Source organism: Streptomyces sp. NPDC001093 (assembly GCF_040298985.1).
GTDB lineage: Bacteria > Actinomycetota > Actinomycetes > Streptomycetales > Streptomycetaceae > Streptomyces.
This window is the reverse complement of sequence record NZ_JBEPBF010000140.1, coordinates 1-26,116: the sequence shown is the minus strand read 5'-3', so window position 1 is coordinate 26,116 and position 26,116 is coordinate 1. Positions and strand designations below refer to the sequence as shown.

At 67.6% G+C, this 26,116-nt stretch carries 19 protein-coding genes and 1 tRNA gene; 14 read left to right on the top strand and 6 right to left on the bottom strand.

Translation table 11 applies throughout. The annotated features are described in order from the left end of the window. Positions 1-135: 135 nt before the first annotated feature. The 4 genes from ABT288_RS41880 to ABT288_RS41865 all read right to left on the bottom strand — a co-directional run bounded on the left by ABT288_RS41880 (position 136) and on the right by ABT288_RS41865 (position 7,650). On the bottom strand, positions 136-1,257 hold the full coding sequence (locus ABT288_RS41880) for an ATP-binding protein (RefSeq protein WP_351619840.1): 1,122 nt from the start codon (positions 1,255-1,257) through the stop codon (positions 136-138). Positions 1,258-1,282: 25 nt separating this feature from the next. Then, complete coding sequence (locus ABT288_RS41875) at positions 1,283-2,848, bottom strand: ATP-dependent nuclease (protein WP_351619837.1); 1,566 nt, start codon at positions 2,846-2,848, stop codon at positions 1,283-1,285. A gap of 822 nt (positions 2,849-3,670) precedes the next feature. After that, positions 3,671-5,404 (bottom strand): AIPR family protein, encoded by a 1,734-nt coding sequence (locus ABT288_RS41870; RefSeq protein WP_351619834.1) that lies wholly within the window; start codon positions 5,402-5,404, stop codon positions 3,671-3,673. A 554-nt stretch (positions 5,405-5,958) separates the two neighbouring features. Further along, a complete protein-coding gene (locus ABT288_RS41865) occupies positions 5,959-7,650 on the bottom strand; it encodes a sigma factor-like helix-turn-helix DNA-binding protein (protein WP_351619831.1) in 1,692 nt (563 codons plus the stop codon). Positions 7,651-8,138: 488 nt separating this feature from the next. Between ABT288_RS41865 and ABT288_RS41860 the strand changes: the two genes are divergently transcribed. From ABT288_RS41860 to ABT288_RS41850, 3 genes are all read left to right on the top strand, one after another. Further along, positions 8,139-8,213, top strand: a tRNA-Arg gene (locus ABT288_RS41860). Between the two features lie 431 nt (positions 8,214-8,644). Further along, positions 8,645-9,154: a SigE family RNA polymerase sigma factor gene (locus ABT288_RS41855; protein WP_351619828.1), complete on the top strand. Its 510-nt coding sequence runs from the start codon at positions 8,645-8,647 to the stop codon at positions 9,152-9,154. A 60-nt stretch (positions 9,155-9,214) separates the two neighbouring features. Beyond that, a complete protein-coding gene (locus tag ABT288_RS41850) occupies positions 9,215-9,928 on the top strand; it encodes a hypothetical protein (protein WP_351619825.1) in 714 nt (237 codons plus the stop codon). A gap of 331 nt (positions 9,929-10,259) precedes the next feature. Here ABT288_RS41850 and ABT288_RS41845 read toward each other — a convergent pair whose 3' ends face one another. Beyond that, positions 10,260-10,886 carry a hypothetical protein gene (locus ABT288_RS41845; protein ID WP_351619822.1) on the bottom strand — a complete coding sequence of 209 codons (627 nt, stop codon included), beginning with the start codon at positions 10,884-10,886 and terminating at the stop codon, positions 10,260-10,262. A gap of 558 nt (positions 10,887-11,444) precedes the next feature. Here ABT288_RS41845 and ccsB point away from each other — a divergent pair. Continuing rightward, positions 11,445-12,554: a c-type cytochrome biogenesis protein CcsB gene (ccsB, locus tag ABT288_RS41840; RefSeq protein WP_351619819.1), complete on the top strand. Its 1,110-nt coding sequence runs from the start codon at positions 11,445-11,447 to the stop codon at positions 12,552-12,554. A gap of 60 nt (positions 12,555-12,614) precedes the next feature. Here the strand turns inward: ccsB and ABT288_RS41835 are convergent, their stop codons facing one another. Next, positions 12,615-13,541 (bottom strand): LysR family transcriptional regulator, encoded by a 927-nt coding sequence (locus tag ABT288_RS41835; RefSeq protein ID WP_351619816.1) that lies wholly within the window; start codon positions 13,539-13,541, stop codon positions 12,615-12,617. A 197-nt stretch (positions 13,542-13,738) separates the two neighbouring features. Between ABT288_RS41835 and ABT288_RS41830 the strand changes: the two genes are divergently transcribed. From ABT288_RS41830 to ABT288_RS41785, 10 genes are all read left to right on the top strand, one after another. Then, positions 13,739-14,155, top strand: a complete 417-nt coding sequence (locus ABT288_RS41830) for a pyridoxamine 5'-phosphate oxidase family protein (protein ID WP_351619813.1) — start codon at positions 13,739-13,741, stop codon at positions 14,153-14,155. A 62-nt stretch (positions 14,156-14,217) separates the two neighbouring features. Further along, positions 14,218-15,516, top strand: a complete 1,299-nt coding sequence (locus tag ABT288_RS41825; RefSeq protein WP_351619811.1) for an ATP-grasp domain-containing protein — start codon at positions 14,218-14,220, stop codon at positions 15,514-15,516. A 1-nt stretch (position 15,517) separates the two neighbouring features. Then, positions 15,518-16,840 carry an MFS transporter gene (locus tag ABT288_RS41820; RefSeq protein ID WP_351619808.1) on the top strand — a complete coding sequence of 441 codons (1,323 nt, stop codon included), beginning with the start codon at positions 15,518-15,520 and terminating at the stop codon, positions 16,838-16,840. Between the two features lie 212 nt (positions 16,841-17,052). After that, complete coding sequence (locus tag ABT288_RS41815; protein WP_502972969.1) at positions 17,053-18,855, top strand: GH3 auxin-responsive promoter family protein; 1,803 nt, start codon at positions 17,053-17,055, stop codon at positions 18,853-18,855. Continuing rightward, a complete protein-coding gene (locus ABT288_RS41810; protein ID WP_351619802.1) occupies positions 18,852-19,736 on the top strand; it encodes an alpha/beta hydrolase in 885 nt (294 codons plus the stop codon). Before ABT288_RS41815 ends, ABT288_RS41810 begins: the two co-directional genes overlap by 4 nt. After that, positions 19,733-22,132 carry an aminotransferase class I/II-fold pyridoxal phosphate-dependent enzyme gene (locus ABT288_RS41805; RefSeq protein ID WP_351619799.1) on the top strand — a complete coding sequence of 800 codons (2,400 nt, stop codon included), beginning with the start codon at positions 19,733-19,735 and terminating at the stop codon, positions 22,130-22,132. Before ABT288_RS41810 ends, ABT288_RS41805 begins: the two co-directional genes overlap by 4 nt. A gap of 14 nt (positions 22,133-22,146) precedes the next feature. Then, positions 22,147-22,938: a carbon-nitrogen hydrolase family protein gene (locus ABT288_RS41800; RefSeq protein ID WP_351619843.1), complete on the top strand. Its 792-nt coding sequence runs from the start codon at positions 22,147-22,149 to the stop codon at positions 22,936-22,938. 338 nt (positions 22,939-23,276) lie between these two features. After that, positions 23,277-24,545: a S53 family peptidase gene (locus tag ABT288_RS41795; RefSeq protein ID WP_351619796.1), complete on the top strand. Its 1,269-nt coding sequence runs from the start codon at positions 23,277-23,279 to the stop codon at positions 24,543-24,545. Between the two features lie 266 nt (positions 24,546-24,811). Further along, complete coding sequence (locus tag ABT288_RS41790; RefSeq protein ID WP_351619793.1) at positions 24,812-25,771, top strand: ATP-binding protein; 960 nt, start codon at positions 24,812-24,814, stop codon at positions 25,769-25,771. 46 nt (positions 25,772-25,817) lie between these two features. Continuing rightward, positions 25,818-26,116 (top strand): SCO5389 family protein (locus ABT288_RS41785; RefSeq protein ID WP_351619790.1); only part of this gene is annotated, 299 nt, incomplete at its 3' end.

Here is a 26,116-nt window from a genome sequence, read left to right as displayed (position 1 = left end):
GTGCTTTACCGGGCAGGTCCACAGACTGCCCGACGCGCCGGAAGCTTACGGGGCCATGATCACTCGCGCCAAAGCAGCGCCACCCCAAAGCCGCTCCGCAGACCTGACGTCCGGTTTCCGCACCAGAGACCTTGGTTAGTCTTCTTCGGCCATGAGTCGACCCGTCTGCCCCCACCGCAAATAGAAGGCGAAATACGGGTCAGATACATGCAGAGTCGACAGCCCCTCATCGTAGTCAACTACCGGCTCGCCCTCGATATCTTCTTTCGCGATCTTGGTCATTTGATCTAGTACGCGGGTCACCTCATGACGTTGCGGTACCTCATCCTTAAGGACCTCCCTCAACGACAAACGCAGTTGATCATAGCCAATCGCAAGAACCGGTCCCGTGTTCGCGATGGCTTCAAGGACGGCCCCGTAGATGTCAACAGTTCGACCGTCTCGGAGTTCACGTTGCATACGGTCAGTTCGGCGTCTAGGCCCCTGGGCAAGGAGATCGAACGCTGCCTTAGAAGTATCTGCCGCACTTTGCCTAAAAAAATTAATCCAAGAGCTGGGAGCCGTTAGTAGAACAGCTTCGTCGGCAGTTTTGTCGACTCCATTTTCTCTGCACAGCCGCTTACAGAACTGTTGCATTAGATGAGGGCTTGAGAAGCTCTCCCTCGACAGTCGACGAGCGAGACTCGACTCCTCATCTCTGAGGTTGAGTGCAGCAAACCCCTTCTTAGCGATGCTCAGCAGGTCCTCGTCGTCCCAGGGGGAAATAGAAAGGTGCGCCACTCTACCTGTCATTTCTTTCTCCACCCGGACAGCATCATAAGCCCTATGCGGGACAGACGCCACGATGGCCGGCAGCCCATCAAAAACCAGGTCTTTGAGGGACCTCACGATGTCAAGTTGCACATCTTGATCGATATAGTGGAAGTCGTCCACTACCAGACACCGATCTGACCGAAGCAGCTCTCTGCGAATCACTCCCATGCTGCGGTTGGCAGCTTTATCGTCATCTTCAAACAGTTTCTCGGCAACACTTCGCCAAAATTCCTCTTTTGAGGATACGGCTCCGCCAGAAAGCCAAACTCCCGAAGCCGCCACGCTACGCAACAGCGTGGTCTTTCCTGTCTTGGTAGGCCCAGACACCGATAGGAGAGCGCCGCGATCCTCTAGATACTCCTCAAGTTGAGGCTCAAGGCCCAGCCGCTCACGCGGATTGTAGGTAATAGTAGGCAGTCGCCCGACTACGAAAACGCTTCCCACGGACTTCGGTGCACTAGCTCGCATTTTATTCCCCCGTGTCCTGGCTGCTCGGCCTTCCCATGCGTGCCAGCTCTTTTTCTACCGACCGGAGATACACGATCACTTCCTGAGCACTTTTTTCAAATTCTCCACGAGCAGTGGCTTCGTCCGACTCGATCCAATCGAGCACCTCGTCAAGCAGTTCCTTTTTAGCGCGCTTGACGTCCGCTTTGCTAGCCTTGGAGAAGGCAGCCAAGACCTTCTCCTGGAAAACTTCCGGATAGTAGTCCTCGAACTTTTCCTGATGCCATGACGCGAACCGATCACAGGGCCAAGTCTTGAATTTTGCACGCAGTTGCGAAACTACACCCAGACCGCTTGCGTCGCCGTCCACCACAACCCATGCGCGATGCCTGTACAGCGGCTCAAGATGCGAAAAAAGGAGCATCTCCACAAAATCAATGAAAATAGGCTCTACTCGACTTGTGCCTCCGGCTGCTACGGTCCGTATCCCCCGCAGCCCAGGAGCGAACCAAGGAATAAAATACTGCCGGATTAGGCGTTCAGCGCTAGACTCTTCAAAGATCATCCACCCATCACTCAGGTGCAAATCTCCTATCTCATAGCCAAGTTCCTGCAGGACCTCCACCCGGCGCATCGGCGTCGCAACCACTTCATATGAGGTCGTCGGAGGAATCTGCCCATCTGTTTCTGTATGGAGGACGACTGCGTTATCTGCGCTCCCCAGTTTGGTTAGCACAATACTGCTGTGTGTGCTGATGATGAATTGATTGCCTTTACTGGCTACCAAAATTGCGTCCAGCAGCGCCTTTAGCGCATATGGATGTAGATCATTTTCTGGCTCCTCGATCAAGAATAGCTTACCTTTAGCGCCACAAAGGCTCACGATGAGATTGAGGACGCCAGCCACACCAGCACCCATAGCATCAATGTTGACGCCGGTAAATCTGTCAACTTGCATTCCGAGGTACTGTCCGTGGGTACCGGGAATCACGTTAACCTCTAGGCCGAGGACGTCTCGGCACAGTTGCCGGAACTGAACGGCCTCAGGGAACTGGGCAGAGGCGAGCGCCGCGACACGCGCCACGATGTTGCCATCATGCGCCCAGACTGCCGCTACATTGTCTTGATCAACCTGCCCGGCAGAATTGCGCTGCACCCTGCCTGAGAAGACAGGGTAAATCAGGTTATTCGGAGACTTCCCTGGCGACTGAGTCACGACATAGCTGCCCTCGGAGTCCGCCGCCCCGATTCTTACTCCTTCCTCCTGTAGCGTAATCTGTATATGATTTGTTGGGAAGTCTTTACTCAACTGAGCGTTGCGCTGAATCGACAAAGGAAGCTCACTGTCGTACGAGAGCAGGACATTCGCCTCTCTCTGCCCCACTCGGATATCAGACCCGCGTATGTCTGATCCTTCCTGAAGCAAGTACAGAGCGCGGAGGAGGGAAGACTTTCCTGTGTTATTTCTGCCAATGATCAATGTAATCGAGCCAAGCGGTAGCGTGCCCGAATCTTGAATTGACCTGTAATTAAAAATCCTAACGGAACTGAAGATCACGAAGCCCCCCTGCCGCCCCTCGGTACCCAAGGGAATCAGTATAGAGCGAAACTAGCCTCGTGTTGATGGGGATCGTTGAACTGACAGTTCACCGCTGCGCATCAATGGCCACACCTCTTATATCCCCGGCGCCGTGCAAGATCACTTAGGCTGCGCCTAGCGTTCCACGCAGTCGTGACGAGACCGGCGGGGAACAGCGTGGCGTGCCAACCAAGAGCGGAGGCCCATGTCAGCGGCCGTTGGTAACCGGCGCATTTCGGTGCCTGGTGCCACGTGTGACGTCAACAGCGGCGGTCGCCAGCGGCCATACACGGCCGGCGCGCTCGACTTGCCCATGCCATAGGATCACTGTGCAGCCCACTCACCGAGTCCACACCCGCTCGAACTGCGCGGCCGGAATGGTCTCCAGGAGATCCTCTTCAAGATCGATGGCCTGGTCTGTCAGGCCGCTGTGCTCGTCCTCCAGGTGCTCCCAGCTGTACCGGTGGAGTTGGCCGGCCGAGGTCAGCTAGGCCTGCTTGATAGCGATCAACTCGCCGCGGTCGGGCACGGCCTCGATGTACCAGAGGCCGCCTTCCTCGTCCGCGTGGCGGAAGTGGTGCCGCAGGGTGGCAGCCTCATCGAGTGCTCGGTACTACGCCACGGTCTCTGCTTTGATGCGTTCGAGGTCAACCACGGGACCATCGTGCCAGCGAGCGCGCCTGGTGGCGTCGTTCTGACATCCACGAGTGACATCAGCGGTGCCGGACACAGCAATCCCAGTCTGGCATGGCCCCAGTCTGACCGGGTGGCTCCCTGATGGTGCTGCGGTGCTCACCCTCTAACCCCGCAAGCAGCCCGGAGCCGTTGAGATCAACGGTCAATCCTGAATCGACGCATCGCAATAGTTGCTTGCCGCAACCCGACTGTGAAATCCTGGCTACGAGCCACTTTGTCGATTCCCTGAGCCCGGTTCCCTCTGAGTGTTGCACGGTATTCGCGATCCAGAAGGTTCGCCATTGGCCCCAAAAGGGCATCCGTCAGATGCTCAGTTCTCGCGTTCAGTAGATCCCTTTGCGTGGGTCGCCTCAAACGCGTCAGAGTAAATGAACTCATGTATGCAAGATGGTACCGCCAGTTCTCCGCCGTATCACCGAGCAGTGGGCGATCTTCGGCATAATAGGCAAGAAACTCTCCGACCCGCACATGTACATCAAGTACCAACCTGTAGAGGTCGAGATCATTGTCAGTCGAGAAGACTTTGTAGTAGTGGGAATCATCCAATAGCAGCGTCTCCGAGTACTTAAGTGCGGTGTGCGGCTCCCCAACGACAAATGCTGTGTACTCTCGGGCAAGTCGCGACATGGAGACGACTTGCTCCAGAGGGAATCCCAAGTTCTTGTAGTAATTCGCCCGCCGCTCGTAGTAGTAGCCGTCTCGCGCCAGCGACTCTTCAATGTCTTTCTGGATCTTCTCGGTAGCGCGTAGTGCTCCCGGTGGGAGCTGGGTCTGGCTGTTAGTCGCGCGGATAATGACATCTCTCGCGCGCCCAGAAGTCGGCGGAACCATAACTCTTACGAGGACCGAACGATCGTTATGCTGTCCAGCATTCTGAAAGTGGTTAAATATCTCATGGCTCGTTTGGAGACCATTCACGATCTGAGGATCCCTAATTACGATCTTCTTGCCGGCAATTCTAACTTCTTCCGCGACGATGGTCACGCCGTTATTGAACCACCAGAAATCTTCGCGGTGGCTAGACTTTAGCGTCTCCCCGATCGCGGTATTTACCGAGGTGCGTCCGGCATAATCTCGCACGTTCGATTCGAACAATTCGAGACGCAATGCTCCATTACTCGACGTGATGAATTTATAGTATTCATCGAGGCGTACCAGGCAGACATAACCTTCACCAAGTGACGTGCTCATAGGCGTCTCGGTAAACACCATTTCAGAAACGACCACGGCACCGCGAGCCGACAATGCCCTAAGTTCTGCCGCACCCAGATACTCGACGTCGCACTTTGTTTGCGATGCAACCTTGGCCAACTCGCGAGCAAGCCTGGTCCCTTTCGCCCGGACGTTAGGATGCGGCTGCTCTGCTGATCGAGTGGCATAAATGACTCTGATTGACACCTCCGGGAAGGAGGATGCAAGGGCCTCCAAGACGTTAAGGAATCGACCGGTGCGGTCCAGAAGCTTTGCATTTGTCGACTCGGAGAGCTCCTTGATATCGCGATCCATGTCGAGCAGCAAGGGCAAGTGGTAGTGCAGTTTCTCGAAAGCGTTCTCTTGATAACCGGGAGACGTTTTCGCCTGTAGAATTACAAGCTCAATTTTATTAGCCCGAACGGTTACATGCCGTTCTATATTGGCTGAAACGTAGCGGCCGTCGACAAAAACCCAAAGGCCGTCAATGCCACAGTCATGCGATCCATCAACGATGCCGTCTCGGAGCTCATCAACGTCCAGATCCAGGTCCTGCAATGCTGTGCTCGCCGCAAAATAGTTAAAGAAATCGTCCATCTTCTGGTTCGGCGCAAGTCGGCGCCGTTGATCTTCTAGGATGCGGTCGAGTAGGCGTTGATCGTTGCTCTTCACAGCCATATGCAGAGCCCCCAGGCGATCTCTGTGACGACGCAAGCTCCCATCTTGGCAATGAGCCGAACCGGTCGCAAGACAACGGGCTAGGAATCCGTACCCCGACCCCAGGGCTTCGAACTGTTGAACTCACCCAGGGCTGGCGCTGCTGAATGCATGACTGTCGGCCCGCGGCTCGAAGTGGCCAATCATCGCCTCCGTGCCGGCGGAGACGACGAGTCGGCGGCCCAGACCGAGGGCAACTGAGACCTCGTCGCTTCCCGGGCGACCTCCGACGCGGACACCCACCGTCGCCGCACACGCACCACAAGCGCTCCAGATCGGGCGGGGAACAGCGGGGAATCACGGTGAGAGTAGACGAGCACGCAGAGGCCGCAAACCGACTGTTCGAGCAGGCCAGCGCCTACAACAGACCTTGGATGTCCACAGCTTCCCAAGCTGAGAGCGCGACTTGGATTGTCGTCGTCGGCTCCAGGGCGAAGGCCCAGGTAAACGACCTGGGCCTCGCTTGTTGTCTTGAGCTCTCCGACTCGGCAGCGCGTCGGCTGCCCGGCCAGCGGCTACGTCTGAGGTGCGGCCACAAGCAACGTCTCCCCAATGACCATGGCCCGCCACAGGTCCGGCACACAGCCGAGGAGTACTCGCAGTCGTCGCTGATCGTTCGCCAGCAACCAGGTGAGCAAGACGCGCGGCGTGAGGGATTGCTTAAGCTCAAACCCGGACTCCACGGTGGCAAGCTCCTTCAGGGCCACCTCAAGCCGCCGCCGCGCCTCCTGGGAGCCATGCACGAGGTAGTTCCTTGATTCCTTCAGCACGGTGAAGCGTGCGATAGTCCCATCCCCCACGGCATCGAGCTCAGCCTGTACGTCCGGCCTCATCCAGCCGTCGGTGACGCGCGGGTCGCCAGCCCCGAGCTTGTCGAGGTACATGTCGGTCAAGACCTCGTCCACGGCGGGTGGGCTCTGCGTCAGAGCCGTTCTATGCTTCGTTTTGAGAGTGGGGTCAGAAAGTCGTCGCCCGATAGTCGACCCGTCCAGCGCTACCGCCCCGCGAATCCACCCCCGGCGCCGGAATTCAAACTCCTGCATAAACGCCTTGAGGAACCGCTCTAGGTGCGCGGATCGGTCCGCAGGCCGGAGTTCGACCAGCGCGCCAAGGGCCCGATCCGTCTCCTGCTGGGCGTGGTGCAGTGCTGTCGCAGCTTGTGGAACCCCGGACCGCTCTCTCGTCCGATGGGCGACGACGGTAGCCCCCTCGGCGACCGCAGCCCGCTTGGCTGAAGTCCACCCTCGATAGTAGAGGCGTACGGACGGTGCTGACGGGCGCCTGCGACCGGACCTCTCCTCCGCCTCCACCCAGGAGGTGTACGCCTCGAACGTGGATGGGCTGCCAACAGATTGGGCATCGCGAAGGAAGTCTGCCACAGCTGCGGGGTAGTCCTGAGGCTCGAACAGCAGCAGCCCTTCGGGCCGGCCCCGGGAATCGGGAGTGAGACCGAGGGCGATCTGGGCCTTGGCCCATGAGCCCTCTCCCAGCCGCTTCATGACGGTCTGGCTGGTGGGCGGCCACGGCCTGGTCCCTTTACTGGATTCCATTCCCAGCTCTTCGAGGATGGACTCCCGTCGCGCGTTGTAGCGCGCTGCGGATATGCCGACCTGCGCGCCAGATCGTACAAGTTCCTGGGCGGCGTGGATCAGGCCGAGGATCTCCGCAACAGCGTCCGATTCGACCCCCTCCCGTAGGAGGACCTGGCCTGTGCCTTCGAGCTCATCGAGGTCCATCTTCTGCGCCGCTCCGAGCCGGTCGGCGCCAAGCCCGCGCTCACGGGCAAGGGCGTACCAGACGGCGCCTTCTATAGCCGTGAGGGAGAACGCGAACTCCTGCACATCCACGTCGAATAGAACCTTGGCTTCGGCGATTGCTTCACGCACTACTGCCGCCGGAACCTCGGGATACAAGAGAGCGAAACGCGCCTCGACATCGCTGCGGCTCACTCCTTCCTCCGCCAGCTTGACGATGCCCACCTGATGGGCTGCAAGGAATTCTCCGACCTGGCTGGTCAGCTCCTCTGCCCGCGCCTCGCGCCGAGCATTGCGCGCAGTCGACGCTGAAACGGCGTCGCTCCTCCTGCTGATAATCTGGCGCGCCCGCTCCCTGGTGACGCCGTACTGATCCCCGATCTCCTGCAAGGTGCGACCGGCCGCGTACATCTTGCACATCTCCATGTCACGGGCCTCGTTCGACCGCCCCATGCCCCAGCCCCTCCATCGCGCCCCGTCGACGGCTCCCCGCCCAAACGTACCGGTGCAAAGGCTACCCATCGAGCTACGACTGCCCCGGCCGAACATGAAGGGGAGGACTGTCCCAATTTCCCCCTAATTCAGGCTCGTTCACGGTCGCTCAGGCAAGACCATGGGTGCGCCGGTCTTGAAGACCGGGCCGCCCATGAACGTAGGTCAACGCCCCCGCATGCAACTCAACGCTTCATCAACAGACTTGGAGAGAGTGCACGTGGTCCACCAGTTGGCGGCAAGCCTCCCCGCCGCTGACGCCGACGATGAGTAGGTTGCTCAGATGCGCAAGCGGTACAGCAAGCCGACTCGACTACAGCTGGGCATCAGCGCGTTCACGTAACCGGGCGACCATGTCGCGTGCCACAACCGTGCCAGACACGAGGGTCAGCCACGGTCAACAGGGGTGACAAGCGGGCGCATCCATGCCCGCTTGCATGGCCAGCGAAGCCGCAGGTCACCTGCCGTGCGGCCCACCCTCTCTCCTAAAGCGGGTGTCGCAGGTTCGAATCCTGCCGGGGGCACAAGGGAAACGGCCCGGACCGATCATGGTCCGGGCCGTTGTAGCGGGAGCATTGGACGGCAGCCGCCTCTCAGGCGGCAGGCAGACGGGGTGTGAGCAGCCGGTCCAGGTGGCTGATCGCCTCCCGCTGGGTGTCGTGCACGATGTGCTGAGCGCATGACGTCACAGAGGGCAGATGCCGCATAGGCCGCCGAGCGGGCTGTGGGTCAGGCAGAGCCGGATCTTCGAAGCCGCCGTGCGGTCAGCAGGCACGGTTTGAGGCGGCGGGGACGGGAAGCGGAGCGGCAGCCACGCGCCAGCCCCTGCTCAGGCCCGACCTCGACGTCGCCGGAGGGCAGTTCGCCCGAGGCGGCAAGATTTCTGCTTCTCCGGGTGGGACGTAATCCTGCAGCCACAGCATCTTCAGAGTGTGGACGATGAACAGGATCTCGGATGAAGCGCCGGTACGAAGAGGAGTTCATGGCATTCGCCGCTGCGCGATCCGCACCTCTGTTCCGCTCTGCGTGCATGCTCACCAGCGGTGATGTGCACCTCGCGGAGGACCTGGTGCAGGACACGCTGGGCCGCATGTATGCCAACTGGCGCAAGATCGGGCAGATAGACGACCCGGCGGCCTACACCCACACCGTCCTCGTACGGACCTACCTGTCCTACCGCCGCCGGCGCAGCAGCTCTGAGCAGCCCACCGGCACCCTGCCGGACTCCGGTGCCGCCACCGAGCACGACGCCACGCTGCGGGTCACGTTGCTCGACGCTCTCGCCCGGCTCTCCGCCCGGGACCGGGCCGTGCTGCTCCTGCGCTACTGGGAGGACCGCAGCGTCGAGCAGACCGCCGCGATCCTTCAGGTCCGGCCGGGCGCGGTACGCAACCAGAGCATGCGCGCGCTCGCCCGGATCCGGGACCTTCTGGGCCACGACCTGTCCGAGCTCGTCAGCCCCTGACCCCGGTGCCGCGGCACCTACCTCACCCTCTTCACCGACCCCGAAACGCGGTGACCAGCCATGCCCATCGAAGAAGACTTCACCGAAGCCCTGCGCACCACCCTCCTGACCTTCGAGCCGCCCAACACCCCGTCGCTTCTGCAGGCCGGTGTCCGCAACGGCCGGCGCAGGAGCCGCCGTCGCGCCACGGCCGTCGGCGTGAGCGGAGCAGCCGTACTCGCGCTCGTCGGGCTCGGCGCGGCGGTCGTCCCCGGAATGCTGTCCGACGGCCGAACAGCCGGCCACACGCTCGCCGGTCCGGCGGCCTCGGCCACAACCGGCTCGCCCACGGCATCCGCCGCCCCGAAGCCGACCTTCACCGGCACACTGCCCGCCGACCGCGCCCTTGCCACCCTGACCGCGCTGCTGCCGGCCGGCCTGAGCCATTCGAGCCCGCCCGGCGGCCGGCAGTCCGGGCAGCTGTGGGTGGACGACGGCCACGGCACGTCGCTGCTCGAGGTGCACGTCTCCCGGCAGACCTCCACCACCGCGATCCGCAGCCACGTCTTCGCCGGGACGAAACCCCTGGCCGACGGCACGCTGATCGAGTCCCGGCAGGCACCACCCGGAGCGGGCCCCGGGCACCAGGCGGTGAACGTACTGCATCCTGACGGGCTCTACGTCACCCTCATGGAGTGGCAGGCACCGAGCCAGAACGCCCCCTCGACCCGTACCGCGCCGATCCTGACACCGGCCCAGCTGCGGGCCATCGCCACCAGCTCGCAGTGGCAGTGACGCCCGCAGCGTCCGTGCGGCGGGCCGGCACGATCACGGCCGAACCTGGCACCTTGCCCCGGTTGGCACATGGCCGGAAGGGGCTGTCCACTGTCGGCGCCCGACGCAGCCGGCCAGGGACGTCTTGTAGCCGAAACCCGCGGCGCTCCCCTCCACGCTCCTGGGCGTGCGCCCGCGCTCGTCAGATCCCTGGCCGCAGGCGGCCTCGCGGCTTGGCGCGCTTTGATCGCCGTAGTATCGCCGTAGTGCGGAGCAGGCAGCCGGGTCAAGGCCGACCGAAAACACCACGGGCCGGTGAGAACTACAGAACGTAGTTTTCACAGCCGCTCCGTCACGCCCCGAGCCCGGAGACGAAGGTGTCGCGCAGCAGGGCCGCCGCGAAGTCAGGATCGGCTGCTGCTGCGGTAGAACAGAGCGTGCGGCCTGGGCCGGTCGACTGTGACCAGATTCCTTCAACCCGCAGGACCTGGACCGCCCCGGTGACGTCCGCATGTGGAACACCGTACGTCGTGGCCACATTTTCGGCGACGCTCTTGACGAGAGTCCATGAGAACGCCGAACGGCCGGGCGGCCTTCCTGATGGATTCCGACGCCTCATTTCCCCGGCCCACAGCAGGGACTCGCGAAAATTCTTCAGAACCAGGGCCTGGAGCTGTGGCGTGGCGCGGAGCGAGTCGAAGTCGGGAGGATCGAAGACAGCCTCCCGTCGCTGCAGGATCCGTTCTACGGGTAATGCAGTGTCGTCGCTGTCCTCACCCTGGCTTCGATCGTGTTCGCTCATCTCGCACCTGACCAGCTCGCCCCACCACTCCAGCCACTGGGCGGCCAGCCCTTCCCGATCCAGGGACTCCGAGGCATCCACGGCCACTGGCGGGTGGCCGAGAAGTGGCGGCACCGGCTCGTCCGCCGGAACCGGCAGAGCAGCGGCGTCGCGAATGAACAGCGCGGCGTGAAGCATCTGGGAGCTGCCCTCGGAGAACCGCCACGAGGACGAGTGGGCGTAATGCACTGGGTGTACCTCCCCGGATCACGGTAGTGCTACGCGCTCTGCGCCACCAGGCAGCGAACGCGCCACGCCGGCAAGGGACTTCGGGTATGAATCGGTGGCACGCATGCGGCGCATATGAGGCCGGAAGACGCCGTGACCACGCGCGAACCACGGCAGCCCTCGGCGCACAGCAGCCGAGGCAGGGGTCGGTCCGGCGGGTGCAGGCAGGACCAGGTGTCTTAACGGATTCGGCACGAACGGATTCGGCACGAACGGATTCGGCCCGAACGGATTCGGCACGAACGGATTCGGCACGAGAGTCACGCCAGCAGCCCGCTGCCAGGGCCTCCGATGCCCCGTGCAACACTCATGGCTGTGATCCCAACTCCCTTACCGCATACCGGGTTTCCAAGCAGCGGCACATGTGACGGTGCGCGGCGGTGTGCCCGCTGGTCCGGTGATTCGAGACGTGCCGTCGAAGGGGTCGCAACGTCGTTCCCCGCTCCCTTGAGCTGGAAGGAGTAGACGGTGGTCCTCGCTGCTGCGGCGGTCGACATCAACTTGGCCAACATCTCGAACTACCTCATCTACTCGGCGATCGCCGTGTATCTGCTGGCGATGTTCGCCTATTGCGCCGAGTGGGCCTTCGGCAGCCGGGGCACGGTTGCTCGCCTCTCCGCTGCGTACGCCTCGCCCGCCGGAGCGGGGTCCAGGAAGACGGCGCCGCAGGGGCAGCACGTCGGGGGGACCGACGGTGCCGTGTCCACGCTCGTCCGCACAGCGCCTGTCGTCGTCACCAACGGCGGCCGTGGTGGCCACGACCGTGCGCCGGCGGACGGCCCCGGGGCCGCGGGGACGGACGAACAGGCGGACCTCCTGGGGAGGATCGCGGTCTCGCTGACCGCCCTGGGCTTCCTCCTGCACGCCGGGGGTGTGCTCACCCGAGGATTGTCGGTGATGCGGTTGCCCTGGGGGAACATGTACGAGTTCTCCTGTGTCTTCGCCCTGACCGTGGTGGGGGCCCACCTCGCCCTGCTGGCTGCCGGCAAGAACGTGCGCTGGCTCGGACTGCCGATCCTCATCGCGGCGCTGCTGATCCTCGGCCTGGCCGTCACGGTGCTGTACACCGCCTCCGAGCAGCTCGTTCCGGCCCTTCACTCGTACTGGCTGGGCATCCACGTCTCCGCCATGATCATCTGTGCGGGTGTCTTCTGTGCCGGCTTCGCGGTCACCGTCTCCTATCTGGCGCAGGAGTCCCGGGAACGCCGTCTTGCCGCAGGAGAAGAGCGGGGAAGCCGTCTCGACGGCATCCTGGAACGGCTGCCCGCCGCCGCCAACCTCGACAGGCTCTCCTACCGCCTCAACGCCCTGGTCTTCCCGCTGTGGACGTTCGCCGTCATCGCGGGCTCCATCTGGGCCGAAAAGGCCTGGGGGCGCTACTGGAACTGGGACCCCAAGGAGACCTGGTCCTTCATCACCTGGATCGCCTACGCCGGCTACCTGCACGCCCGGTCCACTGCCGGCTGGAAGGGACGCAAGGCGGCGTACCTTGCCCTGGTGGGCTTCGCCTGCGTCCTCTTCAATTTCTACGGCGTGAACATCTTCGTGACCGGCAAGCACTCCTACGCGGGTGTCTGACACCCCGAATACAGGACTCGCCCCTGGTCGCGCGGCAGGCCGCCGCCAGGTCGGTGGTGTTCACGCGGGTGGTGTGCATCCCTGTCGGCATCCCTGACCGGGCGGCTGCCGTAGGTACGACGCGAACCTGGCCAGGACCGGGTTCGGGTCGTCCGCGCGGTGGACGAAGGAGACGGCGTAGCGGGGCGAGCCCCCGGACTCGTCCTCGGCGAAGCGGCGGACGGCCACCTCCGGCGGGCAGAGTTTGCGGGCGCGTCCCAGGTCCATCACGGAGACGCCCGCACCCTCGGCGACCGAGGCGACGACCTGCTCGAAGTCGGGTTCCTCGGCGACGAGTTGAGGCGGGCCGTCCCGCCAGACGTCGGCGACCAGTTCCTCGTACAGCGTGGGTCCCGCCTCGCGTGGCCACAGGACGACCGGCAGGCCGCGCAGGTCGCGGCGGGTGAGGCGGTCGCGGGCGGCAAGGGGGTGGTCGGCGGGGAGGATCACCGCGGCCTCCTCCTCGGCCACGACGGCGGCAGCGATGCCCGGTTCGCGGATCACCCCGCGCACGAAGGCGGCGTCCAGGCCGCCGTCCTGCAGCAGGCGCAGGCACCAGGACGACATGCCGGTGGTCACCGACACCTGGACGTCCTCGTGGTCCTTGCGGAAGCGGCGGATCACATCGGTGATGCGGTCGTCGGCGCCCGAGCGGGAGTAGGCGAGGCGCAGCCTGCCGTACGTGCCCTCGGCCACCGCCCGTACCCGCTCGCCCAGTTCGCCGGCCGCCGTCAGCAGCGGCTCGGCGCCCTCCAGCAGCGCCCGGCCGGCCGGGGTGAGGGTGACGCCCTGCGGGCCCCGGTCGAGCAGGGACACCTTCAGCTCCTGCTCCAGCACCTTGATCTGCTGGCTCAGGCCGGGCTGCGCGATGCTCAGCTCCGCGGCGGCCCGCCCGAAGTGCCGGTGTCGGGCGAGCACCACGAAGTACTTCAGACGGCGCAGTTCCATACGGGCATCGTAGGCAGCCCCGGCCGACGGCCCGGCCCGGCTCGTGGACACTTCATGTCTCGTACACACACCGGCGGTCCCGCACCCGATAAACGATCCTGATGGGCGGCAAGAAAACCTGTATTGGACCCGCGCCGCGGCGACCCGCAGGCTGGAACGACATGAGTGATCGGGGGAAGGACCGGCAGGTGCATGCCATGACAGGGGCCGAGCGCCAGGCGTTTCTGGCCGAGCCGCACATCGCCGTCGTCAGCGTCGCGTCGGACAACGGCCGGGGGCCCCTGTCCGTACCGCTCTGGTACGCCTACACACCGGGCGGCGACATCACACTGATCACCGCACTGGACAGCCGCAAGGCCGCGCTGGTGCGCCGGCACGGCCGGGTCTCCCTGTGTGTGCAGCGGACCGAACCGCCGCGCACCTACGTCAGCGTCGAGGGCCCGGTGGTGGAGTTCCGCGCCCCGGCCACGCTCGACGAGCGGCGGGCGCTGGCCCACCGCTATCTGGGGGCCGCGGCGGGTGACGCCTTCGTGGAGGCCACTGCCGAGCGGACTGCCGGGTCGGTGCTGATCCGGGTCCGGCCCGAGCACTGGCTCTCCCGCGGTGCGTCCTGAAGCCCCCTCTCCCCGGCCACTCCCCAACACCCGTCACAACCCCACCCAGAGGGGAACCACCGGTGGCCCACCTCGTCTTTGTCGAGATCACCGCGCTGGGCGTCCAGTCCATCGCGCACGCCAAGCGGCTCGGTCACGAAGTGACCCTGCTGCGTTCACCGCTGTACGACTTCGTCACCCCGCCCGCCGAGCGCGCCCGCGCCGAGGAGCTCGCCGACCGGACGCTGCGCTCGGACGACCTCCAGGACGTCGGCCTGCTGATCGGCCTGCTGCGCGAGCACGGCATCCGGCCCGGGGACGTGGACGCCGTTCTGTCCACGCTGTCCCTGTGCGTGCTGAGCGCCGCACGGCTCGCCGAGCGGTTCGGCGCGCGCGGCACTCCGTACGAGGCCGTGGCCGCCGCCCGCGACAAGGGCCGATGCCGGGAGATCCTGCGGGAGACGGGGGTGCCGAGCCTGGGGTTCGCGGTGGTGACCACGCTGCCACAGGCCCTTCGGGCCGCGGCGGACATCGGCTACCCCGTGGTGATCAAGCCGGTGTCGGGCGTCGGCAAGGCCGTCACCAGCATCGTCGAGAACCCGGAGGGGCTGCGCGCCCATTTCGCCGCCGCCGCCGAGGAGTTGCGGTCGATGCAGCCGGGGCTGGCGGCCGAGCTGGACGAACGGTACATCGTCGAGGAGCTGGCGGTCGGCGAGCTGTACTCGGTCGAAGTGGCCGCCGACGGAGAGCGGTTCACCCCGCTGGTGGCGGTCGGCCGCAAGATGGGCCGCGACAACCCGGTGCTGGAGCTGGGGTGCACGGTGCCGTCGGGGCTGCCCGCGGCCGACGAGGCGGAACTCGGCGCCTACGCCGTCCGAGTCTGCCGGGTCCTCGGACTCGACCTCGGCATCTTCCACGTCGAAGTCATGCGTACGGCGAAGGGGTTCCGGCTCGTGGAGGCCAACCCGCGCATCTCCGGGGGCTCGTTGCCGGACTCGGTGCGGATGGCCACGGACCACAACGTCTTCGAGATCCTGGTCGACCTGTTCCTCGGCGTGCCCGCGCCCGCGCACCCGCTGCCGTGGCGCCGGGCGGCCAGCCACACCTTCCTGGCCGCCGCGCAGGACTCGGTCGTTCCACAGGACCTGCCGGCCGACTGGTTCGAGGAGTTCCGGCCGCGCCTGCACTCGGGCTGGAGCCGCGCCGAGCCGGGGGACCGACTCCGGGCGATGAACGGCAACTTCGACACTTTCGGCATGATCCGGGTCGTCGGCGACGACGCCGACCGGGCCGCCGAGGAGGTCGCGGTGGTGCGGCGGGACATCGAGAAACGGCTCGGGTTCGCGCTGACGGCGGTGGCGGAGTCACGGGGCGGCGGCTGACATGGGCGACTCTCGCGACGGCACCGGCTCCCCTCGTACGACGCCCACGTCCGTCACTTCCGTACGTTCCCCCCGTACGGCCGACACCCTCGTCCGCTACCTCCTCACCGCCTCCCTCGTCCGCACCGCGAGCGGCGGCGCGGCCGTCGGCCTGTTCACCCTGACCGTCCGTACGGGCGGCCCCGGTGGCGCGGCTCCCGGCGGGCTGCTCGCCGCGCTGCTGACCGCGCCGTACGTGGCAGGCCCCTGGCTGGCCGGCGTGCTCGACCGGGCCCGCGACGGGCGCCGGGTCCTGGGCGTGTCCTTCCTCGTGTTCGGCGTCGCGCTCGCCGCGGCCGCGCTGCTGCTCGGGCGCGTCCCGTTCCTCGTGGTGGCCGGGCTCGTCACGGTCGCCGGGCTGTGCGGGCCGCTGGTGACGGGCGGACTGAGCAGCCGGCTCGCCACCGTGGACGGCTGGGACGAACGCGGTCGACGCCGGGCGGAGGGCTGGGACTCGGCCACGTACGGCATCGGCAACACGTTCGGGCCCGCGGCCGTGGGCGCGGTGGGTGCCGTGCTGGGTGCGCGCACCGGGGTGCTGTGTCTCGGCACGGCGGCGGCCGTGGCCGCGCTCACCGTACGGACGCTGCCCGCCGGGGCGCCGCCCGCGAAGGGCCCGGCAGGCCCTCTCCGGGTCCGGCAGACCTTCCGGATCATCGCGACCGTCGGCCAACTGCGCCGCGTGATGCTGGCGATGGCGCTGACCGCGCTGGTCGCCGGCGGCATCACGGTCGTGGCGACCACCCTCGGCCGGCAGCTCACCGGCAGTCCCGAGGCGGGCGCCGCGCTGGCCGCCGTCTACGGCTTCGGTTATCTCGCGGGATCGGTCGTGGCCGGCATCGTTCCGCTGCGGGGCGAGCCCGAGCGGACGTCGACCGTGCTGGTCGCGGTGAGCGCGGCGGCGGTGGCCTGCTGTGCCGTGGCGCCCGGATACGCCGTGGCCGTGGTGACGTTCGCCGCCACCGGGGCGGCCAGTGCCCTGCTGTTCACGGCGACGCTCGCGGTGCGCGCCGTGTACGCGCCGCCGGAGGCCCGCGCCCAGGTGTACGTGTCCATGGGCGCCCTGAAGATGGCCGTCTCCTCGGCCGGCACCGCCCTCGCGGGCACGCTGATGGGCCTGGGCCCGCGGACGCTGCTGGGCGCCGGATGTGCCGTGACGCTTTTCGCCCTGACGGGTGTGCTGGGTGACCGGCGCATCAGCAGGAAGTGGAATTCCGCTGCAGAATCCCAGCAGAATTCATCGGCGCGCAACAATAGCGGCACATTGCACCCAGAAATTTCTTGACGGACAGCAGTGAAATCGCAAATAATCATGTCCATGCGCAACTCCTGTCGCACTTCTCGCTGATCCTGCCGCGCCGGCGCACTCTTGCGCCCACCCCGCCTGCGGCAGTTGACAGGCACCTTCACCACCAGCTTCATCACCGGCTTCCCCACCAGGCGAAACCGGTATTCCCTGCTGCACCTGCACACGTGAATCCCGACCAGAGGACAAACATGGCAGCCTTGGCCGCACCCGCAGTGAATCCGGCCATCTCTTCCCCCACGCCTTGCCCGTGCCACGCGTTCGGCATCCACACCCAGCACGCCCTGCACAGCCTGCGAAAAGTATTGGAAAATCCCGGGGACACCGCCCGGAATGTATTCGAGGACATTCTCGACCAGTGCGCGGACACGGAGTTCGGCCGCGCCCACGCCCTGCACCGCGTCCGCACCGTCGCCGAGTGGCGACGGGCGGTGCCGATCCAGCAGTACGAGGACGTCGAGCCGTACATCCGCCGCGCCCGTCAGGGCCTGCCCGCGGTCCTGACCCGCAGCCGGCCGTACGCCTTCCTGAAGACCTCCGGCTCCAGCGGTACGCCCAAGCACATCCCCACCACCCGGCACTGGCGCGACCACTACCGCGGGCCCGCCCTGTACGCGCAGTGGGGCCTGTACTTCGAGGCGCTCGCGGAGGCGGACGCGCCCTCGGCGCCCGCCACGCACATCCCGCAGGTCCTCGACCTGTCCTGGGAGCGCACCCCGGCCCGCCCCGGACCGGGCGGCGAGCGGCCCGTCTACAGCATCTCCAACCGCCCCGCGGCGGTCAGTTCCCGCGACTGGCTGCCGCCCTGGTACGACGAGCCGTGGCTGCTCGCCGAACCGGCCGAGGGCTGGGAGGCGGCTCTGTACCGCAAGGTGCGCCTGCTCGCGGGAAGCGACGTACGGGCCGTGGTGGCCCTCAACCCGTCGAAGATCATCAGCCTGGCCGAGACCCTGGCCGCGTCCGGCGAACGCCTGGTCACGGACCTGCGCGACGGCACCCTCGACGGCCGCCGCCACCCCGCCGTGACCCCGGACCGGGAGACCGCCGACCGCCTGGCCGCCGTCCTCGACGCGACCGGCGGCGCCCCCGCCCTGACGGACCTGTGGCCGCGCCTGGATCTCGCGGTCGCCTGGAACTCCGCGTCCGCCGCCCTGTACCGGGACTGGCTGGCGGAGGCCCTGCCCGGTGTACGGCGCCTGCCCTTCAGTACGACCGGCACCGAGGGCATCGTCACCCTCCCCGTGGACGGCCACGCCTCCGCCGGCCCGCTCGCCGTCGGCCAAGGCGTCTACGAGTTCGTCCCCGTCGACGGCCCCTGGGCAGCCGACGGCCGTGACTCGCTCGCCCCGGACGCGCCGACCGTGCTCTTCGACGAGCTGGAGACCGGCCGGGAGTACCGCCTGGTGATGAGCCAGGCCAACGGCCTGCTCCGCTACGACGTCGGCGACGTCTACCGCGTCGTCGGCCGCTACGGCGCGACCCCGCGCCTGGAATTCACCGGCCGGGCCGGCTTCCGCGCCTCCTTCACCGGCGAGAAGCTCACCGAGACACAGGTGCACGAGGCCGTCGTGGCCTCCCTTCCGGAAGGCCTGGGCGGGCGCCCGCTGTTCACCTGCGTGCCCGTGTGGGGCGCACCGCCGCGCTACCACGTGGTCGTCGAGGGTGCCGCCGACCTGGGCCCGGCCGCCCTGGAATCCTTCGCCCGGGACGTCGACGCCGCGCTGCGCCGCATCAACATCGAGTACGGCGAGAAACGCGCTTCCCGCCGCCTGGGCCGGATCGAGATCACCGCCGCCGAGTGGGGCGCCTTCGCTCGCGCCTCGGAGCAACGGCTGCGCGCCCGCGGCACCTCCTCGAACCAGGTCAAGCACCACTGGCTGCAACGTGACCGGAAGGTGCTGGACGACCTGGCCGAGGGGGGCCTGCTCAGGACCACCACGGAACCAGGGCTCCGGCTCACCCCCGCGTCCGCAGAGGCCGGTGCCGCCCGATGAGCGCGCTGACGGCACGTTCCCAGGACCGTACGACGCTCTCGCTCACCGCCTCCGACGGCACCGAACTCGCCCTGCACCACTGGGCTCCCGACCGCCCGCCCACCGCCGCCGTGTTCTACGTCCACGGCATCCAGAGCCACGCGGGCTGGCTCTTCGAGACCGGCCCGGCACTCGCCACGCGCGGCCTCTCCGTCCACGCCCTGGACCGGCGCGGCAGCGGCACCAGCGGCGGCCCGCGCGGCCACCTCCCCTCGGCCGCACAGGTCCTCGACGACTACGCGAACGCCCTGACGGCGGTGCGCACGCAGGCGCCGGACGTGCCGCTGACGCTCGTCGGCCAGAGCTTCGGCGGCAGCATCCTCGCGGCCCTGGTCACCGAGGGGCACACCGTCGGCGCCCGCCTCGTCTTCTGCGCCCCCGCACTGGGCCAGCAGCGCGCCCGCCACGGCGGCGGCGAGGCCCTGGCGGCCCTGCGCTCGGCGGGCGGTCTGAGCACCGCGCCGCTGGCCCTGGCCGACGCGGACTACACGGACGTCACGGCCTACCTGGACTTCATGGCCAACGACATCCTGATGATCCGGCAGGTCACCGCGTCCACCCGGTCGGTGATGGTGCAGCTGGAGGACGTGTACATGCGCGGGGGCACCTGGGACGCGGCGCTGTCCGGGCACCCCGTACGCCTCGCGCACCCCGTGCACTTCGTGCGCCCGGGGCAGGACGCGATCATCGACCTGGACACCTCCTGGCAGGTCCTCACCGGCCTGACCCGGCGCGCGAGCGCCGTCGACTTCCCGGACTCGGGTCACTACGTCGAGTTCTCGGCGGCCCGCCACCGCTACTGGGACTGGCTGGCCGCGACGGCCACCGGGAGTACGCGATGAACGGTCTGCCGTTGCCGGTGGAGGTCTTCACCTCCGAGGTCCCCATGGCCCGGCCCTTCACGCATGCCGCGCACTCCCGCCGTACGTCCCGTTCGGTCCTGGTCCGCTGCACACTCGCGGGCGCGACCGGCTGGGGCGAGGGGGCACCGCGGACGTACGTCACCGGGGAGAGCCTGGACTCGGCAGTGCGTGCCCTCACGCAGGCGCACCCTTCGCTGCTGGAAGGGGTGTTCACGGGTTCCTTTCACTCCGGTGTCCGCGCCCTCGCCGCCCTCGACCTGCCCACCGCCCTCGGCACCCGCGAACACCCGGCCCCGGCTGCCGCCGCCGCCCTGGAGACGGCCCTGCTGGACGCCTGGTGCCGTGCCCACGACCGGGACGCGGCGGACGCCCTGGCCGTCGTGGGCGGGGAGGTGCTGCGTCCCGAGCCGCGGGTCCCCGCCTCCGCACTGGTCGTCGACGCCAGCCGCACGCCCGGGGAGCTGCTCGGCGCCCTGTCGGCCGAGGCGCGTTCCCGCCTGACCCACGTCAAGGTCAAGGGCCTGCCCGACCCCCGGGCGACGCGCGACCTCGTGCTGGCCGCACGGGAGTTCACCGACCCGGCCCGCACCACGGTGTCCGTCGACGCCAACGGCGCCTGGTCGCCCGCGCAGGCCCTGCGAGCGGCCGCCCTCCTCGCGGACACGGTCGACTGGCTGGAGGAACCCACCCGCCCCCGCGACTGGGCCACCCTGCACCGCATCCAGCGGGAGGCCGGCTGTCCCGTGATGCTGGACGAGTCGGCGGTCGTCCCCGCCGACCTCGACGACGCGATCAGGCACGCCGCGGCGACCTACGTCAACGTCCGCGTGTCCAAGTGCGGCGGCCCGCTGGCAAGTCTGCGGATGCTGCGCCGCGCCCGCACCCTCGGCCTGCGCGCCCAGCTCGGCGTCCAGGTGGCCGAGGTGGGCCCGCTGTGGGCGGCGGGCCGGCTGCTCGCGGCCCATGTCGACGGGCTGGTCGCCGTCGAGTCCGGCCGCCAGGACGAGTGGTTCGCCCCCGGCCTGACCGTGCCGCCGTACACCATCGACCGCATCCGTCACCGAGCCGAACCACTCCCCGGACCGGGCTTCGGCCTGGTCCCCTCACCCCGCCTCCTGCACAGCCACACCCGCAGGGCGGGCCGTACCGTACGCACTCACGGCAAGGACCCCGGCATGACCACTGCGCTCACCACCCCCGCCCCCGACACTCTGATCTCCTCCCGCATCTCCGCGCTCTCCCTCTCCTCCCCCTACGCCGTCCCCGCCCGCAGGCCGGGCCTCGACTTCGTGAACCTCGTCAGCGGCGCGCCCGCCGTCGAGGCGCTGCCGCTGGCCGAGATCAGGGAGGTGACGAACGACCTGCTGGCCGGGCCGGACACCGGTGGGCCCGCGCTCGCGTACGGCCCCAACGCGGGTGATCCGGCCTTGCGTTCGCTCATCGCCGCCGGGGAGGGCGTGGATCCCTCCCGCGTGCTGATCACCAACGGCGGACTGCACGGCACCGCGCTCGCGCTCCAGGCCGTGGCCGAGCCGGGTGACGTGATCGTCGTGGACGACCCCGTCTTCCCCGACACGATCCGCATCATCGAGAACACCGGCGCCGACATCCACCCCGTCCCGGTGGGCCCGCACGGCCTCGACGTCGACGTCCTCGCCGAGCGGCTGCGCGGCGGGCTGCGCCCCAAGGCCGTCTACACGGTGCCGGACTTCCACAACCCGGCCGGCGGCCTGCTGCCGTACCAGAAGCGTCTGCAGCTGGTCGAACTGGCCGAGCGGTACGGCTTCTTCGTGCTGTCCGACAACCCGTACCGCCACTTCTCGCCCGACGGCCGGGGCGAGCCCGACTTCCCGCTGGGCAGCGACCGGGTGGTGGTCGTGCAGACCTTCGCCAAGACGCTCGGCCCGGGCCTGCGCCTGGGCTGGCTGATCGCCCCCGAGTGGCTGGCCCCGCACGTCATCAACCTGCGGCGCCGCTACGACTTCCAGAGCTCGACCCTCTCCCAGGCCATCGCCCGCACCCTGCTCGCCCGCGACGGCTGGTTCGAGCAACTCCTCGCGCGGGGCAGGGACATCTACCGCGAGCGCGCCGAACTCACCGTGCGCAGCCTGCGCGAGGCGGGCGACCGGCTGGAGTTCGACGACCCCGCGGGCGGCTTCTTCGTCTGGGCGAAGGTGAGCGGCGGCCTCGCGAGCGCGGAGTCGCTCGCCGAGCGGGCGCGGGAGGCCGGGATCGTCTACTCCGTCGGCACCTTCTACGACCCGCTCCAGCAGGGTCGTTACGCCGACCACGTGCGGATCGCGTACTCGGCCGCCCGGCACGACCACCTGGTGGCCGGCCTGGACCGCCTGACGGCCGTCCTGAAGTCCCTGTGACCGCGTCCGCGTTCCTGCGCGTCGCGCTCGGCCAGATCAGCAGCACCGCGGACCCGGGGGCGAACCTCCTCCTCGTCGAGCAGGAGGTCGCCCGGGCCGCGGCCGCGCGGGCGATGCTCCTGGTGCTGCCCGAGGCGACGATGTGCCGCTTCGGAGTACCGCTGCGAGCGGTCGCCGAGCCGTTGGACGGCCCGTGGGCCACCCGGGTGCGGGAGCTCGCGGCCGCCGCCGGACTCACCGTCGTGGCCGGGATGTTCACCCCTGCCGCCGACGGCCGTGTCCACAACACGGTGATCGTGGCCGGCCCCGGCGGGCTCCTCGGGCGCTACGACAAGATCCATCTGTACGACGCCTTCGGGCACCGGGAGTCCGACACGGTCGCGCCCGGCACCGAGCCGCTGACCGTGGACGTCGGCGGCGTCCGGATCGGCGTCGCCACCTGCTACGACATCCGCTTTCCCGGCCTGTTCACCGAACTCGCCACACGTGGCGCCCTGGTGACGGTCGTGCCCGCCTCGTGGGGCGCGGGCCCGGGCAAGCTCGACCAGTGGACGCTGCTGGCCCGCGCCCGGGCGCTGGATTCGACGAGTTTCGTCGTCGCCTGCGGCCAGGCCGATCCGGGCGGGACCGACGGCGTCGGCGCCGCGTCCGGTGCGGCACCCACGGGGGTCGGCGGCAGCCTGGTCGTCTCGCCGCTCGGCGAGGTCCGCGCAACGCTGGGCCCGGCTGCGGACTTCACGTCCGTGGACCTCGACCTGCGGGAGGTGAGCCGGGCCAGGGAGACGGTGCCGGTACTGGTGGACTGACGCCCGGTCTCCGGGCCGTTCACGGCGGGCGGCCCTCGGGCCGGTGCTGTCAGTGGACCTCCACCGCGCCGGTACGGCGGTTCACTCACTCATCGCGGCAGCCTCACAAGACCTGCATCGGCACGGCCTTGACCAGCGTAAGAGGGCGACCGCATGGTGAACCAACCGGCCCGCAGCTGACCTCACAGCCTTCTGTCAATGCTGCTTTTCGCCAGGTCCGGCCCTTTCGAACCGCCTGAAACCGCCTCAAACCGCACGGAGGCTTGATGCACCGACGCGAGATACCCTCCGGATCCCTGGTGATCCACCACCACCGACCGGGACGGCGGGTGCGGCGGATGGCAGCTGCCCTCACCGCCGTGCTCACCTTCGCCGTCACCGCCCTCACCATCGGCCTGGCCACCGGTGCCCAGGCAGCCGCCGTCTCATCCGCCCCGCGCGCGTCCGCCTCCGCGGGGACGACGGGCTTCGGCTGCTTCCATCCCTCGCAAGCGGGACAGGTCCGCTGTTTCGGCGTCATGAAGGCCCACCGCACCGCCTCGGGCCGCATGTCGCCGTTCGTCACCGGATCCCCGACCTCGGTGGGGTATACGCCGTCCGATCTGCGTTCCGCCTACAAACTGGGCGGTACCTCGGGATCCGGTCGAACGGTGGCCATCGTCGACGCCATGGACGACCCGAACGCCGAGTCCGACCTGGCCGCCTACCGCAGCGCCTACGGTCTGCCGTCGTGCACCACCGCCAACGGCTGCTTCCGCAAGGTGAATCAGCGGGGCCAGGCATCGCCGCTGCCCTCGGGTGACCACGGATGGGCCGAGGAGATCAGCCTCGACCTCGACATGGTCTCGGCGGCCTGCCCCGGCTGCCACATCCTCCTGGTCGAGGCGAACTCGGCGAACGTCGCGGATCTCATGACGGCCGAGGACACCGCCGCCACCACTTCGGGCGTCGTCTCGCTCTCCAACAGCTGGGGCGGGTCCGAGGACAACACCATCACCTCCTTCGACTCGCACTTCAACCACCCCGGCGTCGCGATCACAGCGAGTTCGGGTGACTCCGGTTACGGCGTCTCCTGGCCGGCCTCCTCCCCGCACGTCACCGCCGTGGGCGGCACCTCGCTGAGCAAGGCGTCCAACTCGCGTGGCTGGACCGAGACCGCCTGGAGCGGCGCGGGCTCGGGCTGCTCGGCGTACGAGGCCAAGCCGTCCTGGCAGCATGACTCCGGATGCTCCAGGCGTGCCGTCGCCGATGTGGCCGCGGTCGCCGATCCCTCCACCGGGGTGGCGGTCTACGACACGTACAACAGCTGCGGCGGCGCGTTGCTGTGCGACACCGAGCTTCAACTCGGTCTCGCGCAGGGGGCCGACGGATGGGTCGAGGTCGGTGGCACCAGTGTCGCGTCGCCGATCATCGCGAGCGTCTACGCCCTGGCCGGAAACACCTCTCAGGTCGTTGACGGCTCGTATCCGTACAGCCACAGGTCGGCGCTCAACGACGTCACCTCGGGCAGCAACGGCTCCTGCGGCGGCGGTTACCTGTGCACCGGGGGTCCGGGATACGACGGGCCGACCGGTCTCGGCACACCCGACGGCACCGGCGCCTTCTGACGGCGTCGCCCTCCGACCGGCAAGGGCTGGGCTCGCGTCGCACCACTGCGGCGCGGGCCCAGCCCTTTTCTTGACGGCCGCCTGCGGTATCGCTCATCTCCGCGTGTCCTCCGTATGGGCGAAGGGGATCCCCCGTTTGCCGCCGGGGGGGAACACCAACGCGCCGTAGTCCTCGGCGAGTTGACGCTCGAGTGATTTGACAGCACCCGGCCGCCCCTCCAGCCTATGCTTATGACATCCATTTTCAATAGAGGGGGTGGCTAGCCATGCGCGTTGCCTTCGTCGGCAAGGGCGGCAGCGGCAAGACGACCCTGTCGGCCCTCTTCTCCCGTCACCTGGCGCACTCGGGCGCGCCGGTCGTCGCGATCGACGGCGACATCAACCAGCACCTGGCCTACGCGCTCGGTCTCGGCGAGGACGAGGTCTTCGCCGCGCCGCCGCTCAGCGCGCGCACGAACGAGATCAAGGAGTACCTGCGGGGCAGCAACCCGCGGATCCCGTCTCTCGAGGCCATGGCCAAGACGACCCCGCCCGGACGCGGCTCCCGGCTGCTGCGGCTGCTCGGCGACGACGAGATCCACGGGCACCACGTCCAGGAGGTCGGCGCCGTACCGCTCATGGTCACCGGCGCCTTCGCGGAGAGCGACCTGGGAGTGGCCTGTTACCACTCCAAGCTCGGTGCGGTCGAGCTGTACCTCAACCACCTCGTGGACGGCCCCGGCGAGTACGTCGTCGTCGACATGACCGCCGGCGCCGACGCCTTCGCCTCCGGCCTGTTCACCCGCTTCGACATGACCTTCCTGGTCGTCGAGCCGACCCGCAAGAGCCTCTCCGTGTACCGCCAGTACCGCGACCACGCGGCCGAGTTCGGCATCCCGGTCGCCGTGGTCGGCAACAAGGTCACCGGCGAGGACGACCTGCTCTTCCTCGAGGAGCACGTCGGCGGGGACCTGCTCGCCCACTGCGAGCTGTCCTCCCATGTCCGCGCCCAGGAACAGGGCCGCGGCCACGGCGGGCTGGAGCCGCACAACATCCGCACCCTGGACCTGCTGCGCGCGGCCGTGGACAGCCGTCACAAGGACTGGGCGGCCTTCCAGAAGCACGCCGTGGAGTTCCACCTGCGCAACGCCGCCGCCTGGGCCAACAAGGCGACCGGCACGGACCTCGCCACCCAGGTCGACCCTGATTTCCAGCACGGCCCGGCGGCCCTCGGCGCCCTCGCCTGACCCCCCACCGCCTCAAGAACAGAACCACAGAACAGGACAGCCCTTCATGTCACTCGACGTCTCCCCGCAGTTGCTCGCCGAGGCCGAGAACGGCGAGGTGCGGGAGCAGGACTTCGTGGAAACGGTCCGCACCTCCCTGCCGTACGCCTACGACCTCATCGCCCGCCTGGCGGACGAACTGCACTCCGGCACCGCAGAGTTCGCCGACAACCAGACCCCGCCGCCCTCCGAGAAGGAGCGCGGACAGCTGCTGCGCGCCCTGTCCAGCGACGCCATCCGCGGCAGCCTGGAACGGCACTTCGGCATCGCTCTCGCCTTCCAGAACTGCCACCGCGTCGCCGCCTT